Here is a 24,820-nt window from a genome sequence, read left to right as displayed (position 1 = left end):
CAAGGACCGTTGAGTCCAATTGGTACGTCGACTGTGCTGGTTTCCGCCCGACATGCGGGCTATGGTTGGCCCACAAACTGCTTGGGCCGCACGAACGTAACGATCATTCTCGCACCTACCTGGTGAAAGCGTGGCCACGTGGCCACTACTGGCCTTCTTACTGAATTACCTTGAGCAATTTCCAGAAAGGACATTCACCTTGAGAACCGCATACAAGGTTGTTGCTCACATCATTGCCGCCGCCGTAGTGCTTCAGGCGGCCCTCATCGCCTGGGGAACATTTGACGTCATCAACATGCTGACTGCCGGAGATGTTCCCGAAGGCCCGCCACTGGCCGGAATAATGCACGGCATGATCGGGATGTACGCAGCCCCGGTTCTCGTGCTGGCGCTGTTGGTCATCGCGTTGCTGGCCCATGCCGGCCTGAAATGGGCATTGTGGCTCCTCTTGGCCGTGGCCGTCCAGATCACGCTGGCCTTCGTCGCATTCGGCGCTCCCCTGGTTGGATTGCTTCACGGAATCAACGCCTTTGCCATCATCGCGCTGGCGGAGCTCGGAGCCCGCGCTGTCGCCCATGCTCCTGCGCATGTGCCAAGCACCAGAAAGGTCATGCGCCCGGCGACATAGCACCGCGCCGCATTTCCCACTCACGGTCCGTGGCCAGCGCGGCGAGGAAATCCTCGTCGTGGCTGGCCACAACCATGGCGCCGCCGTATGACTCCAGGGCCGACAGCAGCTGCTCAACGGTGACCATGTCCAGGTTGTTCGTTGGCTCGTCGAGCAGCAGCAATTGCGGCGCGGGATTGGCCAGTAAGATCATCGCCAGCGCGACTCGAAACCTCTCGCCGCCCGACAACTGGGACACCGGCTCATCGACCCTGCTGCCGCGGAAATGAAACGCCGCCAGTTGTTCCCGCAGGATCCCCGGTTCCACGCCCGGAGCCGCAAGCCGGAGGTTCTCCAGCATGCTCATTCCGTTCCTGAGCCCTGCCCAATCCTGCTCTTCGGCGGCTGAAAGCCTCTGGCGCAGGAATCCGACCGGCACCCTCGATCGCATCGCCAACGCGTCCATCAACGTGGTCTTCCCTACCCCGTTGCCTCCGAAAAGGGCAATGCGTTCCGGGCCCCAGATTCCAAGTACCGAGTCTCCGGTCAGGGGCTCGCCGTGTTCGAGCACGATACCTCGGGAGATTTCGGCAACCGGTGATTCGAATACGCTGCGTCCGGCGGGGACGCGGGTCCGGGGCAAATCGATTCCGATCCTCAATTCCACCGGCAGCCTGTTGCGGGCATCTTCGAATTCCGCGCGCGCGTCGGCCTCGTGCGACTTCATGATGCCTCGGTTCTTTGCCGCCGAGACCTCGGCCTTGTTGCGCAGGGCGTTGGCCAGGATCTTTGGCATGGACTCCGCAGCCTTTTGCCCTTGTTTGGACCGCCGGGCAATCTTGGTCTCCGCCTCGCGGCTCTGCCGTTTCTCAACCGCGAGCTTGCGTCGGGCATCGGCGAGCAACCGTTCCGCGCTGTCACGTTCGTGACCCAGCGACTCTTCCCTGGAATCCCAGTCCCCGAAGCGCACGAGATCTATTTTCTCGGCACGCAGGGCACGCACGTTGACCGGACGCAGCTCCGCCAGGGAATCGAGCATCTTCAACAGGGTCTTGTCGTGGGTGGAAACCAGCATGGTCCCGGCGAATTGACCCACCATGTCGTAGAGCCGGTGGCGGGCGGCCCGGTCAAGGTTGTTGGTCGGCTCGTCGAGCAAGGTGATTCCGCCACCGCGGATTTCGATGCCGGCAAGCGCAACTGCCATGGTTTCCCCGCCGGAGAGGTTGCCTACGGTGCGTTGCAGGAATTCGGGGGTGACCGCTGAGTTCAGGTAGCCGTCCAGCAGGGCCGCGGACCGTTCCTCAAGATCCCAGTCGTTGCCGACCAGGTCCATGTCCCGGGCCAGGTCTTCGCTGGTGTTGTCCAGGATGCGGTGGAGCGCAGCCAGGGTGTCGGTGATGCCCATCAGGCTTGCGACACTGCGCTTGGTGTCCAGCACAATGTCCTGCGCAAGGTAGGACAACCGTGCGTCCGTGTGGATGGTGCCGCGGGTGGGTTCGAGCTCCCCGGCGATCAGCCGCAGCAGCGTGGACTTGCCTGAGCCGTTGGGTCCGATCAGGCCCGTGGTCCCTCGCATGAATGTCGTTGAGACATCGTCGAAAACTGTTCCGCCATTTGGCCAGGAAAAGCCGAGGCGGTCAATGACGATGGGGGTTGGGTGCTGCATGGTGGTTCTCGATTCGACGAAGGAAGCGTCGAAACTTCACCATTTCCTCAGACTTCCCCGTTGGGCAGTGGAGGTTATGGCGTTTCCTTGGCGCGTTTAGGCGAAGGCGAGAACTGGCAACACGTCGTGGTCCTGACGTCGACAATGGGACACTTCAATCGTGCGGCCCGGCATCGCCGGCTGTCAAATGCCCTGCTGGCGATCAAGTGTGCGCCCCGGGGGTCATCGGCCGGCGATGAGCGCCGACTCTTCCTCCGCGCTCAGGCCCAAGCGCAGCGATCGGATCCCACCGCCATCGTCCGCGCGTACAATGTCCTCAAAGCTCTCGCGCAGGCTGCGTCGGTGAAGGCCCATGGCCAGTGCACGGGCGTCCGATCGTCGCGCAAAGCCCTCGTGTTCGGTTCCCGGCGGCAGCACCAACGGCAACGACTTGGGACCTGCCCAGGGATTCACCCGATCCGTGGCCACCCGTGCCAGGTCGTATCCGTGGAGCGTGTGCCCGTCCTTGGTTGTCCCGGCTGCGCCGGCGGACGCGGCGGCGTCCCGGGCCAGCTGCAGGACCTGGACCAGCTGGTATTGTGCTCCCACGGCATTGACGTATCCATGGTGCCCGGCCAATCCGGCGTCAAGAATGAATGCCGCCAGGTCGCGCACGTCGATGACCTGCACCCATTGCAGCCCGTCCGGGTCGGCCGGGACCAGCACGGGATCCCGCGACTCGGCAAAACGCAGCGGCCAATAGCTGCTGCGGCCGCTCGGGTCTCCCGGACCGCCGATCAAGCCCGGACGGACCACGAGCGTCCGGCCTGCGCGGGTTTGCAGGCTCAAGCTCTCGCACGCAGACTTGGCCCGGCCATAATCCGATTCGGCTTCCTCGTCGTCGGCATCGAGGGGCTTGAGAACATCGGCACTCTCGTCGGCACCGGCCTCGGATTGCTCGGCGTACACCGAGCACGAGGAAACGAAAACCCAGTTGCGTGCCTTGCCGCCAAGCCGCTTGATTGCAGCGCGCGCAAACCGCGGCGAAGAAGTCAGCTCAACCACCAGATCCCAGTCGTGGTGCTCCACCCGGGCATAGGCTTCGGACATGGCGCGGTCGGAAAAGACCGCGTCGACACCCTCGACAAAGGGGTCGGTCCCACGTGCGAGCGCCGTGACTTGGTGACCCCTGTCCAAGGCGAGACCACTGAGCGTTTTTCCCAGCCAACCAGTGCCACCCAGCAGCAAAATATTAGTCATTCTTCGAGTCAACGACCCACTGGTCCGCAGGCACAAGTGAATTCTCAGTCGGCGTAGGAGAACGCGCGCGATCCCCCGCATCCCCATATTGTCATCTCAGGCGTGCCCCGGTGCCGAACTCACGTCGTCGGAGCAGGATTCACCGGCCGGGAGCTGAGGTTCGCGGCTTGGGACGAACGGACCGTCCCGCGTCCGGGAAATCCGCCCGCGTACACACACTCCATGCCCGGCCAGGGCCAGAACGGCTACCGGCACAAGACCGACTTTGCGAAGTGTGACGCGCACCCAAACCTTCCCCGCGGTCCATTGCGGGTACGACTTGGTGGGACGGGCACTATTGTCCGTCCGACTAGGTCTTTATTGGTTGTTTATTGAACTTAATTTGTATTAGAGCCCTCGCCCATGCCTTTAATATCTCGGTACGAGTTAGGCAAGCATAACCTTTGCTTACCATCTCGTGGCATTCCCCCGATATCAAAGGAGCCCCATGACGCCCCAACGTCCCCTGGCGCAAACCCTGTCCACCCCCACGCGATCCCTTGCGGGCACCGCCGCCGACCATCTGCTCGGCACTGACACTGCCGAACGCATGGCCGAGGAATTCGGCGCCGCCGCAAGGCTCGCGGCCCGATCCATCGCCGCCGCCGCGGGGCCGACCACCGGCCCCGGCCCGGCCGCGCTGCGCGCCCGGCTCGACGCGGTGGACCTGCGCACCCCGCTGGGCAACACCGCCGCCGCACTGGAGGAAGCCACCGAGCTGTACCTGCGCGACGCGGTCTATTTCCACCACCCGCGCTACGCCGCGCACCTGAACTGCCCCGTGGCGCTGCCCGCCATCGCCGCCGAGGCCCTGGTCACCACGGTGAACACCTCGATGGACACCTGGGACCAAAGCGCCGGCGCCACGCTCATTGAACAGCGGCTCATCGATTGGGCCGCGGATCTTGCCGGGCTCGGCCCGGACGCCGACGGGGTCTTCACCAGCGGCGGCACCGCCTCGAACCTGCAGGCGATGCTGCTGGCCCGCAACACGGCGGTTGCCGGCAAACCCGGAAGCCTGCCCGAACGCCTTGCCGGGCTGCGCATCTACGCCTCTGCGGACAGCCACTTCAGCATCTCCACCTCCGCGTCCCTGTTGGGGCTGGGCGCCGAGGCAGTTGTTGCAGTTCCCGTCGATGGCCTCCACCGGATGGATGCCGTGGCGCTTCAGGCCGCCCTGGCCGCCGACCGCGCGGCAGGGTTGCATGCGCTGGCCATCGTGGCCACCGCGGGCACCACCGATTTCGGGGCCATCGACCCGCTGCCGGGCATCGGGGCCCTGGCCGCCGAATACGGGGCCTGGTTCCACGTCGATGCCGCCTACGGCTGCGGGTTGCTCGGATCCCCGCGCCACCGTGGACTGCTCGCCGGAATCGAGGCCGCCGACTCGGTGACAGTGGATTTCCACAAGTCCTTCTTCCAGCCCATCGGCTCCAGCGCGATCCTCGTCCGCGACCGTGCCAGGCTCGCCCTGGTATCGCACCACGCCGAGTACCTGAACCCTGCCGCCGAGGCCGGGCGCGCACCCAACCAGGTCGACAAGTCCCTGGCCACCACGCGGCGCTTCGACGCGCTGAAGCTCTGGGTCACGCTGCGCTCGATCGGCGCCGAGGCCCTCGGGACGATGTTCGACACCGTGATGGACCTGGCCGCAGCGGCCGGCACCCTGGTGAAGGAGCACCCCGAACTCGAGCTCGCCGCAGAGGTCCAGCTCAGCACCGTCGTCTTCCGCTATGTTCCTGCCCTTCCCGTGCCCGACGGGGACCTCGAACCGCTGGCCAACGAAATCCGCAGGGCGCTCTACGAATCCGGGGAGGCCATGGTCGCTGCCACCACCATCGAGGGGGTCCGCCACCTCAAGCTCACGCTGCTGAACCCGCAGACCGGCATCGGAGACGTCGCCGCCATCCTGGAGGCCATCGTCGCCCACGGCCGCCGGATCTCCGGCGAGCGCACCCTGGGCCAGGTGCAGGCATGAGTAACGAACTCTTCGACACCACCCGCATTTACGACGCCGTCGGCATCGGCGCCGGGCCCTTCAACCTCGGCTTCGCCGCGCTGGCCAACCCCGTGCCCGGACTCGACGTGTTGGTGCTCGAGAGCTCCGAGGAGTTCGCCTGGCACCCGGGCATGATGCTTGAGGGCACCCACCTGCAGGTGCCCTTCATGGCCGACCTGGTCACCATGGCCGATCCCTCCCACCCGCTCTCCTTCTTGAACCACCTCAAGGACACCGGACGCCTCTACCCGTTCTACATCCGCGAGAACTTCTACCCGCTGCGCGAGGAGTACAACAACTACCTGCGTTGGGCGGCCGCGCGCCTGCCCTCGGTGCGTTTCGGCGCCCACGTCGCCGCCGCCCGCCACGCGAACGGGGTGTACGAACTCGACGTGCACAACGCCGAGGGGGTGCACACCGTGCGCACCCGGCGCCTGGTGCTCGGCACCGGGACCGTCCCCTATGTGCCCGCATCCGTGCCCGAATGCGTGCTGGCCTCCGGGTCCGTGGTGCACACCAGCGGCTACCGCTCCGCCCGCGAGGCCATCGCCTCTGGATCCCGCATCGCGGTGGTGGGCAGCGGACAAAGTGCCGCGGAGGTCTTCGCCGACCTGCTCGGTTCGCTGCGCCCGGACCAGCACCTTGAATGGGTGACCCGCTCCCCGCGCTTCTTCCCGCTCGAATACACCAAGCTGACCCTGGAAATGACCTCGCCCGAGTACATCGACCACTTCCATGGGCTGCCACAAGGCACCCGCGATGCGCTCTCTGCCCGCCAGAAGGGACTCTACAAGGGCATCAACGCGGATTTGATCGATGAAATCCACGAAATGCTCTACCGCCGCCAGGTCTCCGGCCACACCCCTGTCACCCTGCGCGCGGCGACCTCGCTCGAAGGCCTGGGGCACCGGGACGGTGCCCTGCAATTGCACCTGCGCAACCAGGACGACGGCGGCGGCTTCGACACCGTCGCGGACACCCTGGTGCTGGCCACCGGCTACACCTACCGCGAGCCGGCGTTCCTGGCCGACCTCGGGGCACGCATCAACCGGCTGCCCGACGGACGGCTCGACGTGGACCGCGGGTACGCCGTCAGCGACGATGCCGACGTGTTGGTGCAAAACGCCGAACTGCATACCCACGGCTTCACCGCCCCGGACCTGGGCATGGGCGCCTACCGCAACTCGGTGATCATCAACCGGATCCTGGGCCACGGGCACTACGCCGTCGAAAAACGCATCGGCTTCCAGTCCTTCGGCAGCCCCGCCCCCGGTTCCCCGGCACCCCTCACCCCCACACTCGAAGGAGCCCACGCATGATGTCCACCCCGGCCATTGTCCTGCCCGCGGCCCGCCGCACCGCACCGGAGGCCACCGAATTCAGCTTCCGCCGCTTCGACCCCGCCGCCGACGCCGAGCTGCTGCACGGCTGGGTCAACACCGAACGCGCCGGCTACTGGGGCATGCTCGGCTCCACCGTCCAGGAGGTCGGCAGCGCCTACCGGGAACTGAACGCCGATCCCCACCACCACGTGCTGCTGGGCCTGCTGCCCGCCGGGGACCTGTCAGCGGCACTCGAACCGGTGTTCCTGCTGGAGCACTACGCCCCGGAGCACTCGGTGCTCGCCGGCCGCTACGCGCACCGGCACGGGGATGCGGGCATGCACCTGCTGCTCGCCGGACCCGGCGACGGCAGGTCGCTGCCGGGCTTCAGCGCCGCTGCCATGGAGGCGGCGCTCGCCCACCTCTTCGCCGACCCCGCGGTGCTGCGCGTGGTGGTGGAGCCCGACGCCGCGAACACCGCCGTCCACTCGCTGAACTCCCGGCTCGGCTTCCGTCCGGCAGCCCGGATCCAGCTGCCCGCCGGAGCCGGGGCCCCGGCCAAGACCGCCCTGCTGTCCCACTGCACGCGGGCCGACTTTGCCGCAGCCACCGGGCGGCCCTCCACCGCAGCGGCGCACCTGTCCCCCGGACGCTGGGAGACGGCAAACCGGCACCTGCTGGCCAAGGCCATCGCCGAGTTCACCCACGAAAGACTGCTCGACCCGGTGCCCGGGGACGCAGGCTGGACGGTGGCCGCCGGCAACCACGAGTACGGCTTCACCGCCACGGTGCACGGGCTCGAGCACTGGGTGATCGACCCCGACTCGCTGCACGTGTCCATCAACGGGGAACCCTCCGCCCCCGACGCCGCCGGCTTTGTGCTGGCCTTTGGCGACACCCTGGGCCTGTCCGCGGCGCAGCTTCCGGTGTACCTCGAGGAGATCGGCAGCACGCTGGCTTCGCACTGCTACAAGCAGCTGCACTCCACCGCCAGCGCCGCCGAGCTGGCCGCCGGGACCGGGGACGCGGTGGGCGACTTCCAGCGGACCGAGGCGGCGATGACCGAGGGGCACCCCTGCTTCGTGGCCAACAACGGCCGCCTGGGCCTGGGGGCCAACGACTTCCTGTCCTACGCCCCGGAGACCGGGGGCGCGCTCGCGCTGCAGTGGCTGGCCGCGCACACTTCCCGCGCCAGCTACAGCTCCCTGCCGGGACTGGACGCCGAGTCCCTGCTGCTCTCCGAGCTGGGGCCGCGGCAGCTGGCCCGCTTCCGGGCGCGGATCGCCGAGTCCTGTGCCGGCAGCGGGCTGGATCCTGCCGACTTCCTGTTGTTGCCGATCCACCCCTGGCAGTGGGAACACAAGCTCGCGATCAGCTTCGCCGCCGACGTCGCCAGCGGGCACCTGGTGCACCTGGGTGCCGGGGATGACCTCTACCAGCCGCAGCAGTCGATCCGCACCTTCTTCAACCGCAGTGCACCGGCACGCCACTACGTGAAGACAGCGCTGTCGGTGCTGAACATGGGCTTCATGCGCGGGCTCTCGGCGGCCTACATGGAGGCGACCCCGGCCATCAACGCCTGGCTCACCTCGCTCTTCGAAAACGACGAGGAGCTGCGCCACGGCAACGTGGGGCTGCTGCGCGAGATCGCCGCCGTCGGCTATTCCAACCCGCTCTTCGCGGCGGCAGGGAAGGATACACCGCAGCGAAAGATGCTTGCCGCCCTCTGGCGCGAATCGCCCGCCGGACTCATCGAGCCCGGCCAGCAGCTGGCCACCATGGCTTCGCTGCTGCACCTGGATTCCGCCGGCGCGTCGCTGGCTGCGGCCCACGTCCGCCGCTCGGGACTCGAAGCCACCGACTGGCTCGCCCGCTACTTCGACGCCTACCTCATCCCGCTGGTGCATTGCCTGTGCCGCTACGACCTGGCGTTCATGCCGCACGGGGAAAACGTCATCCTGGTGCTTCAGGACTCCGTGCCCGTCCGCGTGCTGCACAAGGACCTGGCCGAGGAGATCGCCATCCTCGGGGACAGGCAACCGCTGCCGCCGGAGGTCGAGCGGATCCGCGCGACCGTCCCCGAGTCCGAGCGCAGACTGGTGGTCTTCACCGACATCGTCGACTGCTTCCTGCGCTTCCTTGCCCCGGCGCTGGCCCGCGAAGGGGTTTGCACCGAGGGCGCGTTCTGGGCCACCGCGGCGCAGCGGCTGCTGGCCTACCGGGAACGCCACCCGGAAACGGCCGAAGCGTTCGACGCCCTGGAGCTCTTTGCCGGGTCGTTCGAGCTCTCCTGCCTGAACCGGCTGCAGCTGCGCAACAACGCGCAGATGCTGGATCTCACCGACCAGTCCGGCGGGCTGATCTACGCCGGCACCCTGGCCAATCCGATGGCCGGGCGCGGGCGCTGAGAACCGGCCGGGGCCGCCTTCGGGCGATCCCGGCCAGCCGCCGCCGTCCGTTGCCCTGCGCCCAGATGATGCCCGAACGTTATGGTGCGCTTGCCGCTTGGCCAGCTCCAACGGCTAGGCTCAAACGATGAAACGGTATCTGACCACTGCGTTGGCGGCAGCGCTCCTGGCTTCGGCGATGACCGGCTGCGTCCCGCTGGAGCTGCCGTCACCGGCTTCCTCCCCGGTAGCCGAGCCGCTGCCGGTCGAGCCGATACCCGGTACCCCGGTCCCGAATGTGAAGACCTACTCCACCGTGGGACTCGCCGAGCGGGTGTCGGGCCTCTCGAAAAGTTCCCCGGCCCGAGCGATGCTTGAGGGCACTTTCACCTACGACTCCGCCGTTCCCGGGTCCGTGCAACTGCTCTATGCCGAAAAGTCGGAGGGCGGCCAGCGTGCCATCATCCGGCTGGACGACGAGGCCAACGCCATCGGACACTACGTCTGGTGCGCCGAGGAAGCACGGTACAGCCTCGATATCGCGGACGGCACCACGGGCAGCGACTACGGAGCTGCTTCCAGTTCCTGCAACACCAGCGGTGCCTCGGGAGGCTCCGGCGGCCTGCCCGACGGCGTCGGGTCGGTCTTCGTCGATTTCGCCCCCTCCGCCGAGGTCTCGGCGGAGGTCATCGTGTTCAGCTACACGCGGGCGCCGTTCGACGGCTGACCGTCGACTCCCGGTGGCGCGCTTCTCGTTCCCGCGGCGGGACCCGGTGGTTCCGTCCTCTGCTACGCCTGGTTGCACAGGTGCCGGGCCAGCCGATGCTCAAGCCCTGCCCGAACCTGGGGCCATTCGGAGGCGATGATCGAATAGACACAGGTGTCGCGCAACGACCCGTCGGCCATGCGTCGGTGGGAGCGCAGCACGCCGTCGAGTTTTGAACCGAGGCGTTCAATGGCGGCGCGGGAGGGCATATTCATCCAATGCGTGCGGAACTCGACGGCCGGGCAGCCAAGGACCTCGAAGGCGTGTCTGAGCAGCAGGAGCTTGGAGTCGACGTTTGTGCCGGTCCCGCTCACCGAGGCCCGGTTCCAGGTCGACCCGATCTCGAGCCTGGGCATTGTCGGATCGATGTCCATGTAGGTGGTCATGCCCAGCACCACGGAATCGGCATTGCGCCGGGCGACGAACGGCAACATCGATCCCTGCCCCTGCAATTGAAGCCGGCGATCGATCTCGGCGCGCATCTGCTGCGGTTCCGGAACCGCCGTGTACCAAAGCTTCCAGGGTTCGCCGTCGCGAACCGCATCGAGCAGCTCGTCGTGGTGCCCGTGGCGCAGGGGTTCGAGCGTAACCAGGGGCCCGCGCAACGTCAGGGGCTCGATCCTTGTCATGGGTCCATCCCGGGGTGCGGCCCGGTGTCCCCGCCCGTCGGGCCGGACGCCATCTTCTCCCTGATCGTTTCCAGCTCGGCGGTGCTCAGCCCGTGTTCGAGCAGGAACGATTCGACGCCCAGGGAATCAACGAATTGGCCCAGCGCCTCCAACCTCTCGTTCAGCGGCCCCACCAGGTCCCGTTCCTCGATGTAGGACTCGTGCGGGTGCTTCACGGGACTGACCTTGTGCCAGTCGTTGATCCCCCGGAGCGAGGCCTCGTATTGGGATTCGAGCAGATCGGCCCGGCCGGCCAACTTGAGCAACATCGAGACGATCAACCCGGTGCGGTCGCGCCCGGCCGAGCAATGCAGCACGACCTTTCCGCGGGCCGCGGCAATCTGCTGGAACACATCGGCGATGCGGTCCGGGAAGAACTCGACGTTTCGCGGATACATCCGCGGATGGTTCATGTAAGGCACCGCGAGCTGCGTGAATTCCGGATGCCCCGGTTCCTCGGTGGGGGCGTTCACGATGGTGATTCCGGCCGTGGCCGCCTCGTCCACTTGGGGGTCCGTGGGGCGCCGGCGCACCTCATCGGGGTTGCGCAGGTCAATGACCGTGCGCACGCCGTCGGCGTGGGCCTGCTGCCATCCGGCACCGGTCAGCCACTCGCGCCTGCCCATGCGGTAAATGCTGCCCAGCACGACCCGCGCGTTGACTGCACCTTCCCACTGCGGCTGGTCCATGGATTCCACCATCGCGCTTTTCCGCCCCCCTACGCCCGGCCGCCCTCAAACGTTTCTATGCGGATGTGGTGCTCCGGACCCGTCGCAGCACGCGGCGCAGCGGCCTGGGGATCCGCGGTTCCGGGTGCCTCGGCCTTCGGTGCCTCGGTTGCCGGGCCGCCGTTTCCGGGGGCTGCCGACGCGGGCCGGCCATGCGCGGAGCGGAATGCTTCGGAGTCGCGCCAGGTTTCGAAGTCCGACTCGGAGTCGAATTCCATGGTGACCTTGTACGGGGTGTTTTCATCCACCGGGCGGTCAAGCGTGGCGCGGGACAGGCCGGCAACCTTGGGCAGGTTGTTGCGCATGTTGCCGATGAAACGTTCCTCGAAGGCTGCTGCCCGTTCCGCCGGAACATCAATGCGGTTGGTGACGACGTACATGGTTGTATTCCTTCCCACGGTGGCCGCCAGTGTGCCTGGACGGCTCGGTTTCCAACCTATCCAAGAACTCCGCCGCTGCCCATTGTGTCCCGGCAATGTGGAGACACGAAAGCCGGTAGTGCCACGGATCAATAATCCCCGGCACCACCGGCTTCGGTTACAGCCGGACTACTTGGAAGCGGCCCAGTCGTAGAAGCCCTTGCCGGTCTTGCGGCCTAGGTGGCCCTGCTCAACCAGGTCGCGCAGGATCTGCGGCGGGGCAAAGCGGTCGCCCAGGGTCTCGTGCAGGTACTCGGCAATGCCCAGGCGCACGTCAAGGCCCACAATGTCGGTGGTCTTCAGCGGGCCGGTGGGGTGCTTGTAACCCAGCACCATGGCGTTGTCGATGTCCTCGGCGCTGGCCACGCCCTCCTCGACCATGCGCATGGCTTCCAGCGCGATGGCCACGCCCAGGCGCGAGGAGGCGAAGCCCGGGGCGTCGTTGACCACGACGGCGGTCTTGCCCAGGGCCGCAACCCAGCCGCGGGCCTTCTCGATGAGCTCCGGCGCGCTCTGCTTGGCGATGACGACCTCGATAAGCGTGGACGCCGGGACCGGGTTGAAGAAGTGCAGGCCCAGGAAGTTCTCCGGGCGAGCCAGCTCCTGGGCCAGGCCGCTCATGGACAGCGAGGAGGTGTTCGAGGCCAGGATCGCGTCCTGCGCGAGGTTTTCCTCGACCTTCTTGAGCGAGGAGACCTTCAGTTCCCAGATTTCCGGGACCGCCTCGACCACCAGCTCGCGGTCCGCGAAGGCCGCGTAGTCAACCGAGACGCTCAGGCGTGCGGTGACCTGCTCATAGGTTTCGTCCAACCCTCCGCGTTCGATGGACTTCGCCGCGGAGCCGGCAACGCGCTCGTAGGCGCCCTGGGCGGAATCCTCGTCGCGCTCGACGACCACCACGTCGCAGCCTTTGACCAGGAAGGCATGGGCAATGCCCGCGCCCATGCGGCCGCCGCCGAGGACGCCGACCTTGGCCGGAAGGGTGTTGGGTGTTTCACTCATTTACTTTTTCTTCCTGTCCAAGAAGGCTTGCATGCGGTCGAATTTTGCCTGGGATTCAAAGAGCATCCCCTGGGCAAGGGTGTCGATGACGGGGTGTGCCTCGCGCGGGGTGTGGAACACGGACTTGGTGATGCGCACGGCAAGGGCGTCCTGGGTGCCGATGCGGTCGGCCAAGGCCGAGGCGGCTGCCATCAAGTCGGGTCCCTCGACCAGCTCGGTGATGAGCCCGACGCGCAGGGCCTCCTCGCCCTTGAGCACCTTGCCCGCCAACAGGATCTCCTTGGCAACCGGTTCGCCCACAAGTTCCTTCAGGCGCCAGGTGGCACCCGCAGCGGCCATGATGCCGAGCCCGGTTTCCGGGTTGCCCATGCGCAATTCGGGGGTGCCGATGCGGAAGTCGGCCGCGTAGGCCAGCTCGGCGCCGCCGCCCAGGGCGAAGCCATCGAGGGCCGCGATGACGGGCATCGGCAGCTTGGCGATCCTGTCGAAAATGCCGGAGTTGATGCCGGCCAGCGCGTCATCCCGGCGGCGCTCGCGCAACTGGGCGATGTCGGCACCGGAGGCGAAGACGCCCTTGGCCCCGGTTTCCGGGTCCGCGGGGGTGCCGGAGAGCACCATGATCTTCGGCGTGCGCTCCAGGTAGGCGCAGACCGCGTGCAGCTCGTCGACCATCAGCTGGTCGATGGCATTCTTGACCTGGGGGCGGTCAAGCTGCACGTTCAGCCGGTCGGCGGACTCGGAGACCTTCAGGGTCTGGAATGCGGAGGCGTTCAGCGTCTCCCCCATCCCCCTAGACACCCTCGATGAGCAGGGCCGCGCCCTGGCCGACGCCCACGCACATGGTGGCCAGGCCCAGCTTGGATCCGCCGGCCTTCGCCTCGCGTTCCAGGCGTCCGAGCAGGGTGATGACGATGCGTGATCCCGAGGAGCCCAGCGGGTGGCCCAGGGCGATGGCGCCGCCGTCCCGGTTCACGATCTCCGGGTCGATGCCGAGCTCGCGCATGGAAGCCAGCGACTGCGAGGCGAAGGCCTCGTTGAGTTCCACGGCGGCCAGGTCATCGACCGAGTAACCGGAGCGTTCCAGGACCTTGCGGCTGGCCGGAACCGGGCCCATGCCCATGATTTCCGGGGCCAGGCCGGCGGAGGCGCCGTCGATGATGCGGGCACGCGGGGTCAGCCCGTATTTCTTGATGGCCGCTTCGGAGGCCACGATGATCGCCGAGGCACCGTCGTTGAGCGTGGAGGCGTTGCCCGCGGTGACCACGGTGCCGCCCTTGACGACCGGACGCAGCGCGGAGAGCACCTCGAAGGTGGTGCCGGGGCGCGGTCCCTCGTCGGTGTCGACGATGGTTTCGCCCTTGCGGGACTTGACGGTGACCGGGACGATTTCGTCCTTGAAGCGTCCGGCCTCGATGGCGGCGATGGCGCGTTCGTGCGAGCGCACGGCGAAGGCGTCGCAGTCCTCGCGGGAGGTGTTGTAAACACGGGCGACTTCCTCGGCCGTTTCCGGCATGGAGAAGGTGGCCTTGCCCTCCCGGGAAAGCTCACCGGAGAGGAATTCGGGGTTCGGGAAACGCCAGCCGATCGAGGTGTCGAAGGTGGCTCCCGGCTTGGCGAAGGCCTTGTCCGGCTTTTCCATCACCCACGGGGCGCGCGACATGGACTCCACGCCACCGGCGACGACGATGTCGGCGGCACCTGCCTTGATCATGTGGCTGGCCATGGTGATGGCGCTCATGCCCGAGGCGCAGAGGCGGTTGACGGTGATGCCCGGAACGCTGTCCTCGAAGCCTGCAAGCAGCCAGGCCATGCGTGCGACGTTGCGGTTTTCCTCGCCGGCGCCATTGGCGTTGCCGAAGATGACCTCGTCGACGTCTGCCGGGTCGATTCCGGCTCGCTCCACGGCGGCACGGATGGCCAGTGCGGCCAAGTCGTCCGGGCGCACGCTGCTCAATGCCCCGCCATAACGTCCTACCGGGGTGCGGGCTCCGCCCACCAAGAAAGCCTCGGTCATAACAACTCCTTTGTCATGGGGCACACGCCTGGATGGTTCCCACCGGAAACCCGGCGGGAAAGACCTGCAATGCTCCGTGGTTTGGCTTCGGCGACCGGCTCCGGGCGGAGCGCGGAAGAATTACCGACCATTCGTTCACTAATACAATCCCATCATGCCATAAGCGCGGTCAACCTCATGGTCGGCAAACTCTCCGGTTTGACCGACCCCAATCACTGCCGTATCGTCTTCCACTTGACCGACTCCGGACCCTGTCCGGATCGTGGACCGTCACCGTCCAAGGCCGTCAACATGGATTTGGACGGGCATCCGGTCGACGGAAAGCTGAATAGCAAACGGAGCAGTAATGCAGCCGGAAAACAGCCAACCCAACCAACTAAACAACCCCGCACCGGTGGCATCCCAGACCACCGACCCCGTGGATTTTGGCGAAGACATCGGCCCGGATCTATCCACCACCGCCGGCCGCAGCGAAATCCGCAAGGCAACTGCCGCCTCGGCCATGGGCAACCTCACCGAATGGTTTGATTACGGCGTCTACGCCGTGGCAGTCACCTACATTACGTTCCACTTTTTCCCCACCGAGGGCGGAACCCTCATGGCGCTGGGCACCTTCGCACTCTCCTTCCTGGTCAGGCCGCTCGGCGGCCTGGTCTGGGGACCGCTGGGCGACAAGTTGGGCCGCAAGCACATCCTGGCCCTCACCATCCTGATGATGTCCCTGGCTACATTCTTCATCGGCATCCTGCCGACCTTTGAGCAGGTCGGCGTCTTGGCACCGGTCCTGCTGGTGCTCCTGCGGATGATCCAGGGCTTCTCCACCGGCGGCGAGTACGGCGGCGCCGCAACGTTCATGGCCGAATACTCCCCCGACAAGAAGCGCGGCTTCTTTGGGTCGTTCCTGGAGTTCGGGACCCTCGGCGGCTTCGCCCTGGGCACGGCCGTGATGCTGGGCTTCCAGGTCGCGCTGAGCGACGAGGCAATGATGGACTGGGGCTGGCGCGTGCCGTTCATGATGGCCCTGCCCATGGGCCTGATTGGCCTCTACCTGCGAAACAAGCTGGAAGACACCCCGGTCTTCCAGGAACTCGAGGAGCGGGGCGAGGTCCAGGTATCGAGCTCGCTGCGCACGCTTATCCGCGGCTACTGGCGCCCGATGCTCATCATGAGCGGCCTGGTGATCGCCCTGAACGTCGTGAACTACACGTTGCTGAGCTACATGCCGACCTATCTCGAGGGCCAGCTGGGCCTGGATCCGAAGGCGTCCCTGATGGTGATCCTGGTCGGCGAGGTCGCGATGATGGCCGTCATCCCCTTTGCCGGATCACTTTCGGACAAGGTGGGACGAAAACCCCTGTGGTTCGCGTCGCTGATCGGCCTCTTCGTGCTGGCCCTGCCGCTGTTCTGGCTCATGGGCAAGAGTTTCCCGCTCGCGATCCTCGGGTTCGCCATCCTGGGCCTGCTCTACATCCCGCAGCTAGCCACGATCACGGCCACCTTCCCGGCCATGTTCCCGTCCCACGTCAGGTTCGCCGGTTTTGCAGTGACCTACAACGTGGCGACAGCGATCTTCGGCGGTACCGCGGCCATGGTCAACGAGGCCGTCATCAACGAGACCGATTTCCTGTTGTTCCCGGCCATCTACATGATGGCAGCCTGCGCCATCGGCCTGGTGGCCACACGGTACCTGCCCGAGACCGCCGGGGCATCGTTGCGCGGAACCGAGATTCCGGACGCCCACGAGACCGGCATCCTGGCCGGCACCGACCCGGAAACGGACGCCGAGGCTCTCGTACCCCGATCCTAGTACGGCCCGAGAGCAGCCCCGCATGAGGCGAAGGCCTGCAAACGACGGTGGGTGGGTGGTTCCCAAGGATATCTTGGGAACCACCCACCCACCGTTTTGTCGTTCGCAACGCCCGACCCGAATGAAGCCCTAGGAGTAGAGCTCGCTCTTGGCCGTGTTGTGCTTGGCCTTCTGCCAGCCGATCCAGAGGCCGACTGCAATCAGCGGGATGCAGGCAATGGTGTACAGGCCGAGCGGGAAGACTTCGCCGTCCGGTCCGGTGAGCGTGTCAAAGCCGATCAGCACCGTGATGATTGCCAGGGCGATCAGGCCCGCCCAGCTGCTGTAGGGCGCCCCCGGCATCGGCAGGGAAGAGACCTTGCCGCGCTTCTTGCGCAGCATCAGCTGGCAGGCGAAGATCGAGCCCCAGGTGAACAGGACACCGATCGATGCGGTGTTCAGGGCCAGATCGAAGGCGTAGGTTCCGCCAAGCCAGACGTTGAGGATGATGCCCACGAAGTACACGCCGCCGATGGCCAGGATGCCGGCATAGGGGACGTAGCGCTTGTTCATCTTGGTCAACCACTGCGGGGCGTGGCCGTTGTTCGCCATCGCGCGGAAGACGCGGCCGATGGAGTACAGCCCCGAGTTGCAGGAGCTCAGCGCCGCGGTGATGACCACGAAGTTCATGACGCCGCCGATCCAGCCCCAGCCCAACTGGTCAAAGACGGTGACGAACGGGCTTTCCCCGGCCTTGTACTGGTTCCACGGCACGATCATGGCCAGCAGCGTCACCGAGCCGACGTAGAAGACGACGATGCGCACCACGACGGCGCGGATGGCTGCGGGGACTTCCCTGGCAGGGTCTTCCATCTCGCCGGCGGTGATGCCGACCAGTTCGATGGCGTTGTAGGCGAAGATGACGGCGTTGAGGACCAGGATGGTGATCATGAATCCGCGCGGGAACATGCCGCCCTCGCCGGCGAACAAGTTGGAGACCGAGGCGTGCCCGACCCCCACCTGCGCGTTGGTCACCACGAGGTAGGTGCCGATGCACAGGAAGAGCACGATGGCAGCGACCTTTAGGAACGATGCCCAGAACTCGAACTCGGCAAACGCCTTGGCGCTGAAGAGGTTCACGGCGATCAACAGGCCCAGCGCGCACAGCGCTGCGGCCTCCACCGGGACGCCCGGGAAGAAGTAGGTGAAGTACAGCCCGATGGCGATGAGCTCGGCAATGCCCGTCATGGCCCAGTTCAGCACGTACATCCAGCCCGAAAGGAAGGCCCCCTTGGCCCCGAAAAGCTCACCGGCATAGGAAACGAAGGACCCCGAGGACTGGCGGTACATGATGAGTTCGCCCAGCGCACGCATCAGGAAGTACGCAATCACACCGGCAATGGCGTAGGAGAAGATCAAGGCGGGCCCGGTCGTGGCCAAGCGGCCACCTGCCCCCATGAACAGGCCCACGCCGATGGCGCCACCCATGGCGATCATCTGGACGTGCCTGCGGGTGAGGGTTTTCTTGTAGCCCTCGGCCGTCACGTCGGCGTCTCTGGTGGAGGTATCGGGCTGGTGTTCTCGGACGTTGTGGGGTTCCACCGCGTAGCTCCTTTGGCGACTCAATCTACCCGCATCGATGCAACGGGGAAGGCACCAGGCCAGGCCCTTTTCAGGGGTGCCCGCTCACACATTTAGTGGGGGTGCAAACGGCAAACCTACCGCACTTTGCCATCCAACATGAAGTTGGGGAACCAGCCAAAACGCCGCTCAACTGTGATCCAGGACACCATGCGTTTTGCAATCGCCCTAGTGAGATGAATATTTGACGTGGATCACAAGCCCAGGCAAAGAGCAATTATTAATTGTTCAACAGTTGCGCCAGAACTGAAGGCCATGGGTTTCCGCCGATCCACAAAGCCGGGGGCCCGAGCCGCTTTCGCCCCCGCGGCTACCGAACCTATAGCATTCATGGTTGTGAGCACCCATGATTCCACCGAACAATTGCCAGCCAAGGTTTCCGACATTTTCGACCCCATGCAGTGGCGCGTGGTCGAGGGCTTCGACCTCGAGGACATGACCTACCACCGCCAGGTCGAACGTGATTCCGCCGGCACGGTCGTGCGCGACCTGCCGACCGTGCGGATCGCCTTCAACCGCCCGGAGGTCCGCAACGCGTTCCGCCCCGGCACCGTGGACGAGCTGTACCGCATCATGGACCACGCCAGGATGAGCTCCGATGTGGCAACGGTGCTGCTGACCGGAAACGGCCCCTCCCCCAAAGACGGCGGGCATTCCTTCTGCTCCGGCGGGGACCAGCGCATCCGCGGCCGCGACGGCTACCGCTACGCTGAGGGAGAGACCGCCGACTCGATCGACCCCGCCCGCGCCGGACGCCTGCACATCCTTGAGGTCCAGCGCCTGATGCGCACCATGCCCAAGGTCGTCATTGCAGTGGTCAACGGCTGGGCCGCCGGCGGCGGGCACTCGCTGCACGTGGTCTCGGACCTCACCATCGCCTCCCGCGAGCACGGCAAGTTCAAGCAGACCGACGCCACCGTCGGCTCCTTCGACGCAGGCTACGGTTCGGCGCTCCTGGCCCGCCAGGTCGGGCAAAAGAACGCCCGCTCGATCTTCTTCCTGGCCCGCGAGCACTCCGCAGAGGACATGGTCTCCATGGGCGCGGTCAACGAGGCCGTGGACCACGCCCGCCTCGAGGAAGTCGCCCTGGAATATGCAGCGGACATCGCCAAGCAATCCCCCCAGGCCATCCGCATGCTCAAGTTCGCCTTCAACCTGGCCGACGACGGGCTGGCCGGGCAGCAGGTCTTCGCCGGCGAAGCCACCCGCATGGCCTACATGACCGACGAGGCCGTGGAGGGCCGCGACGCCTTCCTCCAAAAACGCGACCCCGACTGGTCAGCCCACCCGTACTACTTCTAGGCCCAAGGAACCCCGGCACCCATGAATCCAGATTCCGCGCTCGTTGCCCTTTCAGCATCCCTGAACGAGGAAGGGCCGGCCGTGGAGATCCTCCCGGGCACCACGAACAACGACTACGTCGTGAACCCGGTGGCCCGGGCGGAGCTGGAGGGACTCGAGGCAATCGCGGCGGTGGTGCGCACCTCGGGGTCCACGGGGACCCCGAAGCGCACCGCGCTGTCGATCGATGCACTGGCCTCCTCTTCGATGGCCACGGCCGAATACCTCGGATTCGAGGGCCAGTGGCTGCTCCCGTTGCCGATCCATTTCGTGGCAGGCCTGGCCGTGTTGACCCGCAGCCTATATGCCGGAACCCGGCCGTGGGCGATGGACCTGGAGCAGAGCTTTACCGCCCGGGGCTTCAATGAGGCCGCCTCGGCCCTGACCGACCGCAAACGCCTGGTCTCCCTGGTCCCCACCCAGCTGCAGCGACTGTTGGAAGATCCGGACGCGGAGACCATTTCCACGTTGCAACGCTTCGACGCCATCCTGCTGGGCGGGGCACGTGCCCCGCGCGCGGTCCTGAAGGAGGCAGCAAGGCATTCGCTTAAGCTGCACCTCACCTACGGTTCCAGCGAGACCGCCGGTGGCTGCGTCTACGATGCCCGGGCCCTGCCTGGAGTGCAGGTCAAGGTCGTCGACGGGCGGATCATGCTGGGCGGGCCAACCATCGCCTCCGGCTACCTCGGGGACGCCGGCCTGACCGCCAGGCACTTCAGCGTAGACGGGTCGGGGGTGCGCTGGTACGCGACCGACGATCTGGGAAGCTACGCCGACGGCATGCTTTCGGTGTCCGGGCGGGCCGACGACGTCATCATCACCGGCGGGGTCAAGGTCTCGGCCGCCCAGGTCCAGCGCGTCCTCGAGGCCCTGCCCGGTGTCTCGGCGGCGGCGGTGGTTCCCGTGCCGGATGCGCAATGGGGCCAGCAGATCGCCGCCGCCTATGTGGGAAGCGCCGCCCCCGAGGCCCTGTCCGCGGCCGTGCGCGCATCGCTCGGTGCCGCCGCGGTGCCGCGCCGCCTGCAGGCGCTCGAGGCGCTGCCTCTGCTGCCCAATGGCAAGGTCGACAGGATGTCGCTCGCCGCCTGGCTGGCTGAAACACCACGCTGACCTGCCGGCCGCGGATCCTGGCAGCGCGCCGAACCGTCGATACGCGCCGGGCTTGGCCTGACGCGGGTGATCCTGACGTATGGTGGGCATTATCACTGGCCAGCTTCGCTTTTGCTGCCCAGGCCAACTGTCGGATCAGCACAAAGAGGTGTTATTTCATGAGCAAAACAGCCGCACCGCAAGGTGGAACAGCTATTTCCCGGGCCATGCGGCCCGTCAACAACCTTGTCGAACGATTCATCCCCTCGGCCCTGGTCTTCGCCATTGCCCTCACCTTCATCGTGGCGCTGCTGGCGCTGGTCGTCACCCGTTCCAGCCCGCTGCTCATCGTCCAAAGCTGGGGCGACGGGCTGGCGGGCCTGTTGGCCTTCATCACCCAGATGGCCCTGGTGCTGATGCTGGGATTCATCCTCGCCAACACCCGGCCGGTGCGAAGGCTCCTGCGCTTTTTGGGACGCGTCCCGCAGACCGCCCTGGCCGGCTACGTGTTTGTCTTCCTGGTGGCCGCCGTGGCTTCGCTGATCACCTGGGGGCTGGGCCTGGTGGTCGGCGGGCTACTGGCCCGGGAGGTCGCTGCCCAGGGCCGCGAACGCGGCATCGCCTTCCATTTCCCGATGCTGGTTGCCTCCGGGTTTGCCGGTTTTGTCGTCTGGCACATGGGCTATTCGGGTTCCGGTCCGCTGACCGCGGCGACGCCCGACTCGTTCATCGCCAAGCAGCTCGGCGGCCCGCTGTCGATTTCCGAGACCACTTTCTCCTCCTGGAACATGATCGCCGCCGTTGCCGCCATCGTCATGGTTGCCCTGTCCCTGTACCTGGTGGCCCCGCGCGGGAACGACAAGATCGTGGAACTGGTCCAGGACGCCCGTGAGGAACTCGTGGCCGTCGACGACGAGGTCACCACGCCCGCCGACAGGCTGGACGCCAGCCGCCTGCCCACGCTGCTGCTCGGGGCGATGCTGCTGGCCTACCTCGTCATCCACTTCTCCACCGGCGGCACGCTGACCCTGGACATCGTCAACTGGTCCTTCCTGGCCCTGATCCTGGTGCTGGTGCGCAGCCCGTTCGAGCTGATGGCGCTGACCAAGCACGCGGCATCGAATGTCGGGGAGATCCTGCTGCAGTTCCCGCTCTACGCCGGAATCCTGGGCATCATGACCGGGACCGGGCTGATCCAGGTGCTCTCGGATGTGTTCGTGTCGATCTCCACGCCGCAGACCTTCGGCGTGCTGGCGTTTCTCTCGGCCGGGTTGGTGAACTTCTTTGTTCCCTCGGGCGGTGGGCAGTTTGCCGTGCAGGCGCCGATCATGCTCACCGCGGCGGCGGAACTGGGCGTGGACCCGGCCATCCCGATCATGGCTGTGGCCTACGGCGACCAGTGGACCAACATGATCCAGCCGTTCTGGGCCTTGCCACTGCTGGCAATTGCCGGGTTGAAGATGCGTGACATCCTGGGATACACCACGATTGTGCTGGTCGCCTCCGGGATTGTTTTTGCCGCGACCTTGCTGATCGTCTCGTTCTAGGTACGTCCCGGGCGCCGCCGGAATTTCTCCCCTGCCACCGCGCGGGAGAGAATGGTAGCTGCATGTTTTTCCCGGCAGCGAGAGGATTGATGGTGGCTACGATTGCCCAATGGGTTGAGGGCGCACGCTTGCGGACCCTGCCCATTGTGATTGCGCCGGTGATTATTGGCACGGCGGCCGCCGTGGACACCACCGGAAAACCTGCCTGGCTCGAAGCCATCCTGGCCCTGGTGGTCGGGCTGCTGCTCCAGGTCGGGGTGAACTATGCCAACGACTACTCCGACGGCATCCGCGGCACCGACGATGTCCGCGTGGGGCCGTTGCGACTGACCGGCTCCGGCCTGGCAAAACCGACCACGGTCCGCAACGCTGCCTTTGCCTGTTTCGGGCTCGCCGGGATCGTGGGAGCGTTCCTGGTGGTGTCCACGGCATCCTGGCCGCTGCTATTGGTCGGCCTGGCGGCCATCTTCGCCGCGTGGGGTTACACCGGCGGCAAGAACCCCTATGGCTATCGGGGGCTGGGCGAGGTATTCGTGTTCATCTTCTTCGGCCTCGTGGCCACGCTGGGGACGGCGTACACCCAGGCACACCAGTTGACGCTGCCTGCCTACATCGGAGCCGTGGGAACCGGCCTCATCGCCACCGCACTATTGATGGCCAACAACATCCGTGACATCCCCACCGACAAGGAAGTCGGAAAGATGACTCTGGCAGTGCGGCTGGGAGACCCTGCCGCGCGCATCAGCTACGTCATGATGCTGACCCTGGCCATCCTGTTGCCGCTGGTCATGGTGTCCACGCACGCATGGATGTGGCTCGTCCTGCTGACGGTGCCGTTGTGTGTACTGCCAAGCTGGACGGTGTTGCGCAATCACGAGCCCGGCGCACTGATCCCGGTGCTCAAGCAGACGGGCATCATCAACCTCGTCTACGCGGCGCTTTTCACAGTGGCAATCGTGATGGAGCTGGCTCTGGCCTAGCGTTTCCGTCCGCGACCATCGCGTCGGAAAATTCGTGCCCAGGGGCCCGGTCATCTCCATGACCGGGCCCCTGGGTGTTACAGATAGGTACGACTACCAAGGCTTCCTCAGGCCTCATGGTGTTCCGGCCAAGAACACACCTGCGATGGGACGCCGCTCCACGGTCCGTCGACAGGCCTGTAAACATCATTGGGGTCTGGCGGTGGCACCTGGTCCAGTTGCATCCGCCAGCCCACCGCGGAGACACGAATCCGTTGGGTTACTGCTCGCCGTCCAGGAACCGGTCTTCGGCTGCTTCGTCGTCAAGGTCTTGCCGGGACTTCTTGGGCCCCTTGGAGTTGAACATTTTTTGCACGTCGGCGTTGGCCGCCACGCGCAACTTGTTCAGGAACAGGTAGCTCAGGGCAAACGCGATCACCAGCGCGACTAGGCCCGCGGTGAATATGGGCCACATCAGGAGATAAGCCAGTGGTAGGAATACTGCGAAAAAGAGGGCCAACCGAATCACGGTGTACTTGAAGAACTGCACCCGTACAGTCTAGACGCAGCCAGAACACAGATAAATTCACTAGACTGTATCTATGGTCCGGAACTTTATTTTTATGGCATTGGTTGCACTCGCGATAACCATCTATGCCTTGATCGAATGCGTGCGCACTCCCTCGAGCGAGGTCCGTTCACTGCCCAAGAGTGGCTGGTTCGCTGCCATCATTTTGCTGCCGCTGATCGGGGCGGGGCTGTGGTTCTGGCTGGGACGACCCAAGTCGGTTTCCGACGAACGGCCGTCACAGACACGCAGGGGCGCAACCGGAGCGCCCGACGATGATCCCGAGTTCCTTCGCAACCTGGAAATCCAGCGGCGCAACAAGGCCCGCGAGGAGGAAAAGCGCCGCAAGGAAGCCGAATTGAAAGCGCTCGAAAGCAAATTGCGCGAAGACGGCAAGCCCGGCGACGAAAACGGCAAGCCGCGCGATGAAGGCGGCAATCCCACGGAAGACACCCCGCGACACACGCCGTAGGGAATATTCCATCGGCACCACCCCATGGTCGGATGGCCCACGAATTTCGTGGGCCATCCGACCATTTGCTTATTTTCCACTGACGGTGATGATCCAGCCCAGCTTGTGCAGCACACTCGCCCATCGCGCGGCGCCTTCCATTGTCCGCACAGAGGGCATGCCTGCTCCTGGAGTTTCATTAATAACGGTATTGGTGTCGCGACAATCGGCCCAATACTTCGCTTCACGCAACTGCTAGCGGCTGGTGACCCTGCGCGGTGGCGAACTCGAGCATGTGGGTCCGGCACCTTGTGGTGGGGATTCCAAAGTTCGGGACGTTCTCGTTGCCCGCGATGACTTACGAAGCGGCGCCCGTTGACCAAGCGGCCCCTATAATTTTGGTCCGCGAGACGGGATCCTCGTTAAAGCAAACAGCCTCTGTTCCCATTCGGGAACAAAGGCTGTTTCTTTGTGGCGGGGACAGGATTTGAACCTGTGACCTCCGGGTTATGAGCCCGGCGAGCTACCGAACTGCTCCACCCCGCGTCGGTAGATACAACAATAACAGTGGATGACCCAGCC

At 65.7% G+C, this 24,820-nt stretch carries 21 protein-coding genes and 1 tRNA gene; 11 read left to right on the top strand and 11 right to left on the bottom strand.

Annotation, left to right across the window (positions count from 1 at the left end):
* The first annotated feature begins 199 nt into the window (after window positions 1-199).
* Window positions 200-628, top strand: a complete 429-nt coding sequence (locus Q2T94_RS13700; RefSeq protein ID WP_264270464.1) for a hypothetical protein — start codon at window positions 200-202, stop codon at window positions 626-628.
* Here the strand turns inward: Q2T94_RS13700 and Q2T94_RS13695 are convergent.
* Together Q2T94_RS13695 and Q2T94_RS13690 are read right to left on the bottom strand one after the other, a co-directional pair.
* Window positions 609-2,273: an ATP-binding cassette domain-containing protein gene (locus tag Q2T94_RS13695; RefSeq protein ID WP_302265032.1), complete on the bottom strand. Its 1,665-nt coding sequence runs from the start codon at window positions 2,271-2,273 to the stop codon at window positions 609-611. The genes Q2T94_RS13700 and Q2T94_RS13695 overlap by 20 nt on opposite strands.
* A gap of 222 nt (window positions 2,274-2,495) precedes the next feature.
* Window positions 2,496-3,512 carry an NAD-dependent epimerase/dehydratase family protein gene (locus Q2T94_RS13690; protein ID WP_302265030.1) on the bottom strand — a complete coding sequence of 339 codons (1,017 nt, stop codon included), beginning with the start codon at window positions 3,510-3,512 and terminating at the stop codon, window positions 2,496-2,498.
* A 487-nt stretch (window positions 3,513-3,999) separates the two neighbouring features.
* Here Q2T94_RS13690 and Q2T94_RS13685 point away from each other — a divergent pair, with 487 nt between their 5' ends.
* From Q2T94_RS13685 to Q2T94_RS13670, 4 genes are all read left to right on the top strand, one after another.
* Window positions 4,000-5,529, top strand: coding sequence for a pyridoxal phosphate-dependent decarboxylase family protein (locus tag Q2T94_RS13685; RefSeq protein WP_302265028.1), 1,530 nt, complete (start codon window positions 4,000-4,002; stop codon window positions 5,527-5,529).
* A complete protein-coding gene (locus Q2T94_RS13680) occupies window positions 5,526-6,869 on the top strand; it encodes a lysine N(6)-hydroxylase/L-ornithine N(5)-oxygenase family protein (protein WP_302265026.1) in 1,344 nt (447 codons plus the stop codon). The genes Q2T94_RS13685 and Q2T94_RS13680 overlap by 4 nt, the downstream gene beginning before the upstream one ends.
* Window positions 6,866-9,280 carry a GNAT family N-acetyltransferase gene (locus Q2T94_RS13675; protein ID WP_367281544.1) on the top strand — a complete coding sequence of 805 codons (2,415 nt, stop codon included), beginning with the start codon at window positions 6,866-6,868 and terminating at the stop codon, window positions 9,278-9,280. The genes Q2T94_RS13680 and Q2T94_RS13675 overlap by 4 nt, the downstream gene beginning before the upstream one ends.
* Window positions 9,281-9,407: 127 nt before the next feature.
* The gene (locus Q2T94_RS13670) at window positions 9,408-9,986 is read left to right on the top strand and encodes a hypothetical protein (protein ID WP_302265025.1); all 579 of its coding nucleotides are present in this window, start codon (window positions 9,408-9,410) and stop codon (window positions 9,984-9,986) included.
* 62 nt (window positions 9,987-10,048) lie between these two features.
* Here Q2T94_RS13670 and Q2T94_RS13665 read toward each other — a convergent pair whose 3' ends face one another.
* The 6 genes from Q2T94_RS13665 to Q2T94_RS13640 form a co-directional block, all read right to left on the bottom strand.
* The gene (locus Q2T94_RS13665) at window positions 10,049-10,654 is read right to left on the bottom strand and encodes a GNAT family N-acetyltransferase (protein ID WP_302265023.1); all 606 of its coding nucleotides are present in this window, start codon (window positions 10,652-10,654) and stop codon (window positions 10,049-10,051) included.
* Window positions 10,651-11,382: a tyrosine-protein phosphatase gene (locus Q2T94_RS13660; RefSeq protein ID WP_302265021.1), complete on the bottom strand. Its 732-nt coding sequence runs from the start codon at window positions 11,380-11,382 to the stop codon at window positions 10,651-10,653. The genes Q2T94_RS13665 and Q2T94_RS13660 overlap by 4 nt, the downstream gene beginning before the upstream one ends.
* Before the next feature lie 29 nt (window positions 11,383-11,411).
* Window positions 11,412-11,801 carry an antibiotic biosynthesis monooxygenase family protein gene (locus tag Q2T94_RS13655; protein WP_264270456.1) on the bottom strand — a complete coding sequence of 130 codons (390 nt, stop codon included), beginning with the start codon at window positions 11,799-11,801 and terminating at the stop codon, window positions 11,412-11,414.
* Window positions 11,802-11,969: 168 nt separating this feature from the next.
* Complete coding sequence (locus tag Q2T94_RS13650; RefSeq protein WP_302265018.1) at window positions 11,970-12,842, bottom strand: 3-hydroxyacyl-CoA dehydrogenase family protein; 873 nt, start codon at window positions 12,840-12,842, stop codon at window positions 11,970-11,972.
* A complete protein-coding gene (locus Q2T94_RS13645; protein WP_302265016.1) occupies window positions 12,843-13,628 on the bottom strand; it encodes an enoyl-CoA hydratase/isomerase family protein in 786 nt (261 codons plus the stop codon).
* A 4-nt stretch (window positions 13,629-13,632) separates the two neighbouring features.
* Entirely contained in the window at window positions 13,633-14,856 is a 1,224-nt protein-coding gene (locus Q2T94_RS13640; protein ID WP_302265014.1) for a thiolase family protein, read from the bottom strand.
* Between the two features lie 346 nt (window positions 14,857-15,202).
* Between Q2T94_RS13640 and Q2T94_RS13635 the strand changes: the two genes are divergently transcribed.
* Window positions 15,203-16,663: an MFS transporter gene (locus Q2T94_RS13635; RefSeq protein WP_302265012.1), complete on the top strand. Its 1,461-nt coding sequence runs from the start codon at window positions 15,203-15,205 to the stop codon at window positions 16,661-16,663.
* Between the two features lie 129 nt (window positions 16,664-16,792).
* On the opposite strand, the gene Q2T94_RS13630 is transcribed toward Q2T94_RS13635, so the two are convergent.
* Window positions 16,793-18,244 carry an amino acid permease gene (locus Q2T94_RS13630; protein ID WP_302265010.1) on the bottom strand — a complete coding sequence of 484 codons (1,452 nt, stop codon included), beginning with the start codon at window positions 18,242-18,244 and terminating at the stop codon, window positions 16,793-16,795.
* Window positions 18,245-18,619: 375 nt separating this feature from the next.
* Here Q2T94_RS13630 and Q2T94_RS13625 point away from each other — a divergent pair, with 375 nt between their 5' ends.
* The 4 genes from Q2T94_RS13625 (at window position 18,620) to Q2T94_RS13610 (ending at window position 23,240) form a co-directional block, all read left to right on the top strand.
* Window positions 18,620-19,585: a 1,4-dihydroxy-2-naphthoyl-CoA synthase gene (locus Q2T94_RS13625; RefSeq protein ID WP_436836832.1), complete on the top strand. Its 966-nt coding sequence runs from the start codon at window positions 18,620-18,622 to the stop codon at window positions 19,583-19,585.
* 21 nt (window positions 19,586-19,606) lie between these two features.
* Window positions 19,607-20,734 (top strand): AMP-binding protein, encoded by a 1,128-nt coding sequence (locus tag Q2T94_RS13620; RefSeq protein WP_302265006.1) that lies wholly within the window; start codon window positions 19,607-19,609, stop codon window positions 20,732-20,734.
* Between the two features lie 158 nt (window positions 20,735-20,892).
* On the top strand, window positions 20,893-22,260 hold the full coding sequence (locus Q2T94_RS13615; protein WP_264270448.1) for a short-chain fatty acid transporter: 1,368 nt from the start codon (window positions 20,893-20,895) through the stop codon (window positions 22,258-22,260).
* A gap of 92 nt (window positions 22,261-22,352) precedes the next feature.
* Window positions 22,353-23,240 (top strand): 1,4-dihydroxy-2-naphthoate polyprenyltransferase, encoded by an 888-nt coding sequence (locus tag Q2T94_RS13610; RefSeq protein ID WP_302265004.1) that lies wholly within the window; start codon window positions 22,353-22,355, stop codon window positions 23,238-23,240.
* Window positions 23,241-23,499: 259 nt separating this feature from the next.
* Here the strand turns inward: Q2T94_RS13610 and Q2T94_RS13605 are convergent, their stop codons facing one another.
* A complete protein-coding gene (locus Q2T94_RS13605; RefSeq protein ID WP_264270446.1) occupies window positions 23,500-23,769 on the bottom strand; it encodes a DUF4229 domain-containing protein in 270 nt (89 codons plus the stop codon).
* A gap of 73 nt (window positions 23,770-23,842) precedes the next feature.
* On the opposite strand from Q2T94_RS13605, the gene Q2T94_RS13600 reads away from it, so the two are divergent.
* Window positions 23,843-24,259 (top strand): PLD nuclease N-terminal domain-containing protein, encoded by a 417-nt coding sequence (locus Q2T94_RS13600; RefSeq protein ID WP_302265001.1) that lies wholly within the window; start codon window positions 23,843-23,845, stop codon window positions 24,257-24,259.
* Between the two features lie 451 nt (window positions 24,260-24,710).
* Here Q2T94_RS13600 and Q2T94_RS13595 read toward each other — a convergent pair.
* Window positions 24,711-24,784, bottom strand: a tRNA-Met gene (locus Q2T94_RS13595).
* Between the last annotated feature and the right edge of the window lie 36 nt (window positions 24,785-24,820).

Source organism: Paeniglutamicibacter sulfureus (assembly GCF_030512175.1).
GTDB classification, from domain to species: Bacteria; Actinomycetota; Actinomycetes; order Actinomycetales; family Micrococcaceae; genus Paeniglutamicibacter; species Paeniglutamicibacter sulfureus.
The sequence above is the reverse complement of the archived record's forward strand: the minus strand, read 5'-3'. Positions and strand labels throughout refer to the sequence as shown.